At 56.2% G+C, this 10,103-nt stretch carries 2 protein-coding genes; one reads left to right on the top strand and one right to left on the bottom strand.

Features of this window, described 5'->3' with window-relative positions:
* Nucleotides 1-146: 146 nt before the first annotated feature.
* Nucleotides 147-2,144, bottom strand: a complete 1,998-nt coding sequence (fabD, locus tag RA167_RS05410) for an ACP S-malonyltransferase (protein WP_076786959.1) — start codon at nt 2,142-2,144, stop codon at nt 147-149.
* A gap of 723 nt (nt 2,145-2,867) precedes the next feature.
* Between fabD and RA167_RS05415 the strand changes: the two genes are divergently transcribed.
* Nucleotides 2,868-9,950, top strand: coding sequence for a beta-ketoacyl synthase N-terminal-like domain-containing protein (locus tag RA167_RS05415; RefSeq protein ID WP_237574294.1), 7,083 nt, complete (start codon nt 2,868-2,870; stop codon nt 9,948-9,950).
* The last annotated feature ends 153 nt before the right edge of the window (nt 9,951-10,103 follow it).

The raw sequence follows: 10,103 nt of genomic DNA on the forward strand, positions 1-10,103 counted from the left end.
GTAGATTTCAGCCCACATGATTCACCATGCTTGTGATGGCGCGGTTCAAATAATTGCGCAGCGCCATTATTGTTCTCCTCACTGTAAAAAGACAACCGTAGGGACACGCCGCGATTAAAGCGGCGTGTGCAACCAGCAGCTTTGTTTTAAACAGTAGTCTCCGCGGCTCGGATACTGTTGATTAATTTAGTCAACACATTCCCTGGCCCGAGTTCTTCGAACTCGCACTCCCCTTGGCGAATCAAATACTGAACAGTATCAACCCACCGCACGGATCCGCAGATCTGTCGGGTAAGATTGTCAATCAGTTCGTTATCTCGGTAGGGAGCGGCATGAATATTGGATATCACGGGTATTTGCAGCGACGAATAGCTAAACTGCTTCAGATATTCGCTAAACTCCTCCATCGCGCCTTGCATATAACGGGAATGAAACGGAGCGCTGACTGACAACGGAATAACTGTAATTTTCAACGCCTGGAAGATCTCTTTCGCTTGGCTAAGGGCTTCAACGGGGCCGGCAAGGACAACTTGGGTCGGCGAGTTGTAGTTGGCCACATCCAGAGCATTCAAACCATGCTGAGATAGTAGCGAATTGATTTCTGTTGGAGAGGGACCGATGACCGCGGCCATGCTCCCGCCGGTGGCGCGCGCCATCAATTCGCCACGTTTCTTGACCAGTTTCAGGCCAGTTTCGAACGAGAAGGCCCCAGCGGCAAATAATGCGCAGTACTCGCCTAAGCTATGGCCGGCAAGGTAATCTGGTTGACGAGGATGTTGTTGCTGCTTGCTTAGGAACGCTAGGGCGTTGACAGTGTAAAGCGCTGGCTGCGTATATTGAGTATGGGACAGCTGGCGATCTGGGTCTTCCAAACAAAGCGTTCTTAGCGAATAGCCAAGGATTTCATCGGCCTGGGCAACGTGATCGGGAAACTGCTCGAACAGTTCCGCTCCCATGCCGACGCGTTGCGATCCCTGGCCAGGAAAGACGTAGACGCGCTTCGGGCTAGTCGCTGGCCGCGTCGACGGCTGCTGTGCCACGTGGGCTGGTTGCTGAACTTGCTGCGACGCAGGCCGCGCAAATGGCTGCATTTGTTGGGGCGTTTGTGGTGCTGGTGCAGTCGCACTTGCTGGTAGCGGTTGTAGCGTGCGCCCGAGCGCCAGCGTTTCATCAAACTTTTCAAGGTCACGGCCGAACGGGCTGAGCACAGCAAAAGTCTGTGGCGCCTGACGGTCACGGATATTTTGTTTGATTAGATTGGCTAGCGTGCCACTGGGGCCGAGATCCAAGTAGATCATTGACTCACCGCGCTCGGCGGCTTCTCGCTCGATCCGCGCCAGTGTTTGAGAAAAGTGAATCGGTTCTCGGATGGTCTGCCAAAAGTGATCGGTCGTGAGTTGATCCAAGGTCTCGGTGTTGTGGCAGGAGATCACCGGGATCTGCGTGCGCCGTAAGCGCAGTTCACTGGCTAGCGCATCGACCTCCGGCTTAAGGAAATCGATATGGCGGGAATGGAAAGCCTGTTTGACTGGCAGGCGTTGGAACACGATATCTTGACTGCTGAGGTAGCGTTCAGCGTCTGCAATCCGCGCGGATTGACCGGCGATGACGATCAGCGATTTAGCGTTATAGGCTGCAATATCGCAATGATCATGAAGTAGCGGCGTTTGATGGTAGAGCGACTCATCGCAGAGAATCGCCAGCATCGCACCTTCAGTGGCCGAAGTTTGACGACGGTGAAATAGCTGGCCCTGGCGGGTCACGAAACGAATCGCGTCGGACAATGGCAGTGCATCGGCGAGGGCGGCGGCGGCCAGTTCTCCGAGACTGGTGCCCAGTAGGTAGTCAGGCTTGATCTGCTGCTCGATCAGCGTTTTGCCAAGTGCGTACTCCACCATGAAGATGGCTGGATGGCTAATGCGAAGATCATCGAACGTCTTAGAACGTGCGTTATTAGCATCGTAAATTTCGGCAATTAATGAATGCCCGAGCTCGACGCGAATGAGCGCATCAAGTTCGTTCATCCAGCGGTGGAACACCAAATTGTTTTGATAGAGCTCCCGTCCCATCTGGTAGAACTGGCAACCTTGGCCTGGAAACATAAAAACAACGGAAGTTTTCTGTCCTTCGCAGAGGTACGGCATATATTTGTCCTAGGATGTGGAGGGTGCAGAGAACGATATTCTAGCCAAAACTCATTTTGCGGTCCTGCACAATTTGCATGCCGTGTGTACATTCGTCGCTGCAAACCATTGCCGGCCTACACGTTAAGCTTTGTGTTTCGCCAGCTCGCGCTCGGCACTCACTTGGCGCAACGCGCGATGTTTCCAAGAAAACGGTGGCCTTCTGCGATGCACACGATTGTTGACAACGCGTGTCACAGTGCCGCGCTATTGGCGTGCAAACCGTATCGGGGTATCTAAGTATACCGATGTGGTTATCGTGGCGATACGATCGTTCATGCCGTGCGACCGAAAACGATGTTATGTAAAGCGCTAGTACGAGCGTTGCCGAAATGCGATGGTGCTACATACGGGAAATCGTAGCCGGCGATGGGGAACGAGTTCACGCACTGCTGGAACAGGTGTTGTCGCTTGACTTTGCCGACATAGTCAGTGCCGCGCATACGCAGCGCTTACGACTTCGAAGTCGGGTGTGATGTGGTCGGGCTTATACACTATTTACCGTAAATGAGCAAAACTTCTATCGAAGTTCGATCAACCTTTTTCTAAACGACAATTTATTTAAGTATTGAATTACCTGGGCGTGTCAACGGCGTATCGTTGTTCTTTCAAAAAACCATTGAACCAATATGGCTTTTCGGCTATGTTTTCGCTAACAAATAAACCCTTGCTATGGAAATTTTGATGATGGTCACTTTTACCGATCATCTGTTTTTTCTTTCTATCGTCCTTAGTCTCGAAAGTCGTCGGCTGGTCTCCCGTCGTGGGATCGGCCAACCGTTTGAATTTGAACAATTTGTTCCGACGACGTCCGTCAATGTTGGCCCATTACGGGTTGCGTTTGATGGCCTCAAGGCGTTTGGCTGGCTGAGCCAGTCAAGCGACGACGAGTATTTTTTTCTCAATCGGGCGTATGCTGCCCAAGCCCTGCCGGACCGGATCGATGAACTTTTTGCGTGGCTAGCGCCTGAGCGTGAACCCGTCAAAGAAGATTTATCGCAGCTGTCGTGCTGGCTGTCGCTGTCGGCGTTGGACTGGAATTTGCAGTGCCCTGCACTGATTCGCAGCCTCGACGATTTGTTGGCGTTGGCGCTATTGCGTCGGATGGCATTGAGCGACGCGATTGATCACAGCACCGGACGGGTGGCACCACAGCATATTGACAGCGGCCGAATCAGCCCAAAGTTGGTGCGTCAGCTGACCGATTTCATGCTCACCCGACAATGGATTCAAAGCGGCGGTGAGCAGGGGCTGACGCTCAACCCAACGCGGCGGCAGCGACTGTCTGAGTGGTTGAGTGAGCCGTTTCTTGCTTACTGCGCTAGCTTACCTTCGACTCTCGATGATGTCTTGTTTGGCAAGGGGGAGCGATGGGTGGCAGCATCGCGGTGGCTAAAGGAGGCGGGTGAGCGGCAAATTTGGCGCGGCGACCCGCCAGCGCTTGAACAGCTGTTGAGCACGATCTTCGATGAGCAGCCGTTGGCTACGCAACCAGACTGGATCGTTGAATTTGGCCGCCGTTCCAATTGCTCACTGGATGATGTGTGGCAATGGATTCGCCAGCATACTGCCCGAGGCAAGGTGCTGGATAGCTTGCCACTACGGTTGCTAGTGCTGGATGACGCCGTGTGGGGCGATCTGGCTGCGCTTAGACGACGCCTTGAAGACGCTGGAGTCGGGGCGAGTGAGCGAGTGCTGTGGCTAGGTGTTGGCCAGCAAAATCTCGAAGAACCGGGGACTACGCCGGTGCCGCCATCGCAACGGGTGCCACAACGCTTTTACATTCGCTCCAACGGCTTGGCGGCGGATGGCGCCAGCGTGATGGGCGGCCTGCAAGCCCAATTTGACTGTCTGGCTGCTTTAGCGAGCAGCCATTTGGTAGTCCTTAGTGAAAGCCACTGGCGCCCTGGTGGTGCCCTGGCCGATCGCTTTGCTTACCATTACGGTGTTGAAGCGGCCCACTACTTGATGGCGTTGGCTGGTGCCGGGTTGTTTGCGAATCCAGGAATGTTGCACAAGTTGCCTCGGGATCGGGCCGACTGCGATGCGACCCTGGGTTGCTATCAGACCAGAGAATATCGTATTCGCTATGCGACCGTCGATGACCTGCCTGCACTGTTGAGGCTGGAAAAGGCTTGTTGGCCGGAAGGCGCAAGGGTTGACGAGCCGATCCTGCGTCGCCGGCTGAGTCAGTGGTCCGCTGGACAGTTAGCGCTGGAGCTCGATGGCGAGGTCGTTGGTGTGATTTATTCACAGCGGATCACGAAAATCGATGGCCTTTTTGGGGTCAATTTCGCGACCGTCGATCAGCTTTTTCATACCGAAGGCAGCATAGTCCAGATCCAAAGCCTGAACATCTTGCCAGCCCATCAGTACAGCGGATACGGCGATCAGTTGCTGGAGTTCATGCTGCAATACTGCACTGTGCTCAACGGTGTGGATACCGTGGTGGGTGTGACCCGCTGCAAGGACTATCCGAAGCATCGGCCCATTCCTTTGGGTGACTATATTCACAGTCGTGACGAGCGAGGCGTCCTGCTCGATCCGGTACTGCGTTTTCACGAGCTTCACGGCGCACGGATCGAGCGGCTGGTGGCAGGTTATCGTCCGGCTGATCACGACAACTCGGGTTACGGCGTGCTGGTGCATTACGATCTGGCTAGCCGCCAGCGTCAAGCGCTACAGCTGACCACAGCGCCGGCGGCGTTGCCGACGGTATCCATCGATGACGCCGTGCGTCACGGCGTCAACCGGTGCTTGGGTCAACCGGAAGACAGTCGGCTGTCGCCGCGCCACAGCTTGATGGAGCTGGGACTCGACTCAGCTGATCTTCTCGCGCTGGGTGAACAACTGGGACCGATGTTTGGGCTCACGCTGGAGCCGACATTTTTCTTCCGCCATAACAGCATCGACAAGATAGTTGCGGCACTAAAAGAGCGTTTGGAAGGGCCGGCGCCGTCATCGAGTGGCAGCAACGTACTCCACCCCAAACCCACCAACACGTCACCGCAAAAAACGCCATCCACGTCAATCGAAGACCACGATGACTTTGCGATCATCGGCATCAGCGGTTGTTTCCCCGGCGGGGAACTGGAGGATTTTTGGGCGGCGGTACGCAGCGGCGTCAGTCAGATACGTGAGGCGCCGGCCGGGCGCGCCAATGCAGGCTCTCTAGGCGGCTATATCGACGATATTGATTGCTTTGATCACTCATTTTTTGGCGTGTCGGCGGCGGAAGCGGCGCTAATGGACCCCCAGCAGCGGCTGCTATTGCAACATGCTTGGCTGGCGCTTGAAGATGCCGGCATTCCAGCGGCGCAGCTAGCCCGTAGCGCCACCGGTGTATTTATTGCTGCCGCACCGAGTGAATATCGCGGCGTCGTTGAAATCCCCAAAGATAGCCCGTTCCTGCTGACGTCTTCGTCTGCGTGCATGTATGCGAACCGGGTTTCTTACCTCCTAGATCTATGCGGACCGAGCGAATATTGCAACACGGCCTGTTCATCGGCATTGGTGGCGTTACATCGAGCGATGCAGGCGATCAGGGCCGGCGAGTGTCGGCAAGCGCTGATTGGCGCAGTCAACCTATTGTTGTCGCCTGACGAAACGGCAGGGTATCGGTTGATGGATTTCCTCAGCGCGCATGGTCAAACGCGCTCATTCCAAGCGGGAGCCGATGGCTATGTGCGTTCTGAAGGCGTTGGCGTACTGTTGCTCAAGCCATTGGCAGACGCTGAGCGGGATGGCGATCACATCTATTTAAAGCTCAAGGGTAGCGGCGTTTGCCACGGCGGGAGAGGGGCTTCGCTGACCGCGCCCAATCAAGACAGCATGAAAGCGGCAATCGTTGCCGCCTATCGCAGAGCCAACGTGGAGCCGAACAGCGTCAGTTACGTGGAAGCGCACGGCGTCGGCTCGTTGCTCGGCGATGCAATAGAGATCGCCGCTATCCAGGCAGCCCGGGCGGAGTTGAGCGACGACGACCACGATGTTCCTTGGACAGTGAGTACTTTGAAGCCGGTGATCGGTCATTGTGAACTGGCTTTTGGCATGGCGGCGTTGTTCAAAGTGATCGATGCTGTGGCGCAGCGGCAGTTACCAGGGATTCCGGGATATACACAACTGAATCCCGCGATCACGCTGGATCCGTGCCAATTGCGGCTGCAGGCCGACAGCCACCCATGGCCAGCGCTAAAGGACGCGAACGGCGTGGCGTTGCCGCGGCGAGCGAGTATCAATGGTTACGGCTTCGGCGGCGTCAATGCCCACTTAGTCGTGGAGGAGTACATTGCACCGCAGCGTACGATACAGGATGACGTCGGGCCTCAGTTAATCCTGTTGTCGTCACGTGATGCGGCGCAGTTGGCCGAGCAGGCGGCGCGGCTAAGCCGCTATATTGTCCAACGGCCCAATCTGTGCTTGGCTGACATCGCTTATACATTGCAAGTGGGTCGCACCGCGATGGCATGCCGCTGGACGTGCGTGGTTGACAGCATTGCGTCGCTACAACAGCAGCTCGACGCACTCAATCGTGCGCCGATGAATGCAATCACGATGCTCGATGCGGACACGGTGGCGATCGATCCGTTGCAAGCTGGAATCGGCGACGAGGTGGACCGAGCCTTGGCCCGTTGCGATTTGCAAGTGCTGGCCGGTTACTGGCGGCAAGGCGTTGAGCTAGACTGGCTCAAGTTGTCGCGTCCCGGTGAGGTGCGGCGCATCCGTCTGCCCGGCTATGTCTTTGCCAAGGTGCGTCATTGGTTGCCGCCGCGGCAGGCTGTTGCAGCTTGTCAGAAAAGCGAAGGTGTGGCGCAACCGCAAGGCTTTCGGCAAATACTGGCTGAGCTACTCGGATGCGAGCCAGCCGCGCTTGAAGGCGGTGAATCGCGTAGCCTGGCCAGCCTTGGCCTCAACTCGCTGGCCGCAGTCGGTCTTAAAGCCAAACTGGAGCAGCAATTGCAGCTATCGGTATCGTTAGCGCAATTGAGCCCCTATCTAAGCCTTGGTGAGGTGGAAACCCATCTGGCAGCACTAGCGGGACAGGGTGACAATCATCCGGTGCCTCAGTTGCAAACGGCACCCACCGATCAGTGGCAGCCTTTTGCACTCAACGATATCCAACAATCTTTTCTGTCAGGGCGCAAGCTACTGGCCGAGACTGAGCGGGTAGGCTGCCATATCTATTTGGAATTCGACTGGCCGGATCTCGAAGTCTACAGGCTCAACCAGGCTTGGAATCGCTTGATGAGCCGACATGAAATGTTGCGAGTCAAGCTGCTCGATGATGGTCGCCAGCAAATCCGCGAATCGGCTTCTTATCGCATCAAAGCACGGGATTTGCGACGAATCGACACGGCCGGCCGCGAGTTGGCGTTGGCAGCCATTCGTGCGTCGATGTCTCACAACGTCTACCTACCGGGGCAGGAGCCGCTTTTTGAGATCCGCGTTTCGCTGCTGGATCAACAGCGCAGCCGGGTACACTTGAGTATCGACGAGTTAGTGGTGGACGCCACTTCTTTGGACTTACTGTTGCAACAGTGGTTGATGCTTTATCGGGACCCCGCTGCGCAGCTGCCAGATCACGGCTTGTCGTTCCGGGACTACCAGTTGTCGCTGGAAGCTTTCAAACAGTCTCCACGCTACCAGCGTGATTTGCAATACTGGGTTGACAAGCTGGCGCAGATGCCGCCAGGCTTGTGCTTGCCCAAGGCACAGCGGCCAGCTGGCCGTCAGCGACGACGACTGGCCTCGACGCTGGAGCCAAGCCGCTGGCTGCGATTGAAACAGCAAAGCGATGCTTTGCAAATCTCAGGTACAGCATTGCTGCTGACCTTGTTCGGCTTAACGCTTAGGCAGGCCAATGCGGGCAACGCATTTTCGTTGATCTCCACATTCTATAACCGGTTCCCTATACATCCAGCGGTGGATTATTTGGTTGGACCGTTCATCTCGACCCATTTTTTTGCCTTTGCCGGCGCGGCGGAAGAAACCCTGGCTGAATTGGCGCAGCGGGTTCAGCGCCAATTGCTCGAGGACATTGACCATATCAGCGTTAGCGGTGTTGCCGCGTTGCGGGAAGCCCGGCGCCGCAGTGGCAAACAGCTGCATTTTAGCGGCGGTGAAGTGGTATTTACGTCGATGCTCAACAACCCAGTGATTGGAAGCGCGGACAGTTTTGGTGACGCACAGCACTACTGTGTCACGCAAACGCCGCAGATCAACCTCGATCATCAACTGCGAGAGCGTGGTGGTGCGCTGAGTTTCAGCTGGGACGTCGCCATCGACTGCTATCCGGACGGCATGATTGACCAGCTGTTTTCTGACTACTGCCATTTGCTGCACAAGTTGGCAGACGACGATGTCGACTGGCAAGCTGTAAAAACGGGTGAGTTGGTGGGGCGACTAGCGGTCGCTGAGCACCCTTTACCTGTTCCTACCACCGGGCATACGGGGCCCTTTATTTTGGCGTCGGGCGAGCCGCCGAAAACGCCGTTTGCGTTGACTGATCAACAGCAGGCGTATGCGTTTAGCCGCTCGCTTTATCCCAAGCAAAGCAGCTCGCACCTCTATATGGCAGTGGCTATAGAGGATATTGAAATCAGTCGGTTGGAGCAGGCTTGGCGGCAATTGGTAGTTCACCATCCGATGCTGCGCGCCCGGATTCTGTCCAGCGGAACCCAGCAGTTCATGGAAGCGGCGCCACCACTGCAACTCGAACTGAGCGAGCAAGGCGTTGATGTGGCTCAGATCGCCGATGAGATGCTCGGTCGGGTAACAGCGCTGGGGGATTGGCCCTACGCCGAATTGCGAGTCAGCCCGCTGGACGGGCGGTGCAGCCTGGTGCATTTATCGGTGGACCTGCTGATTGCCGACCTTCCCAGTCGGGATCTGTTGATTCGCCAGTTGCTGGACCTCTACTACGGTCGTCCGCCGGCACCGTTGTCAATTAATTTTGGTGGTTATATTAAAGCGCTTGGACAATACAGGCGTTCGCCAGCAGCGCAAAACGCCGCTGCGTATTGGCAAGAAAAATTCCGTCTGCTGCCGCAGGGGCCGGTGGTGAACGACAAGCATGCCCAGGGTCGGTATCTAGGCTACGAGCACCGCCTTGATTGCTGGCCGGCGCTACGTCACCGCATCGCGCAGGCCGGCATTTCAGCGGACGCGCTACTGATTTCTGCCTATGCATGGAGTATTGCCGAGCATAGCAGCAAGCAGGCTTTTACTTTGGTGGCGCCAGGCTGGCACAGGCCTGCGGTACACGCTGAGATCAACGCGCTGGTCGGTGACTTCACGACTTTGAGTTGGATCGACTTTAACGACGAACCGATGACTTTCATTGAGCGGGTTCGGCGTTGTGAACGGATCTTCACTGAAGATCAACGCCACGGCGCAATCAGCGGCTTGCAGGCGCTGCGTAAGGTGGCAACGGATAAGCACCGACCGCGGAAGCTGAATTTTCCGGTAGTTTTTACCCGGCTCAATCCGCAAGGGCCATTGGAGCTACCAGCCGGAACGAGGTTGGCCAAGAGCGCGAGTCGCACGCATGGGGTGGCGTTGGACAATCTCAGCATTGAGCATCAAGACGTGTTGTTGATCCACTGGGATCTCGCGGCCGACTGCTTAGCGCCAGCAAAGGTCGAGGCGATGTTTGCTGACTACTGCCGGTTGCTCGCGGCGTTGGCCGATGACGATAGCCTGTGGACGGTACAGGAGCCTCAACTGGCGACAACGCTAGCCGCAGGTGAACAACCAGTCATGATTTGAATCGCACCGCCACTCTACATTTAGACACGGACTCAAGTCGCAGCGGAAGTTGCCCTAGTTTGGCTGCAAGGGCGTGAAGTGACAGACACGGCTTGACGAATGACAGCTAGCAGAGCAACCAGCGGCATTGCCCGGACATGATTGCTGTGCACA

The sequence above is a fragment of the Mycetohabitans endofungorum genome (assembly GCF_037477895.1).
Taxonomy (GTDB): domain Bacteria; phylum Pseudomonadota; class Gammaproteobacteria; order Burkholderiales; family Burkholderiaceae; genus Mycetohabitans.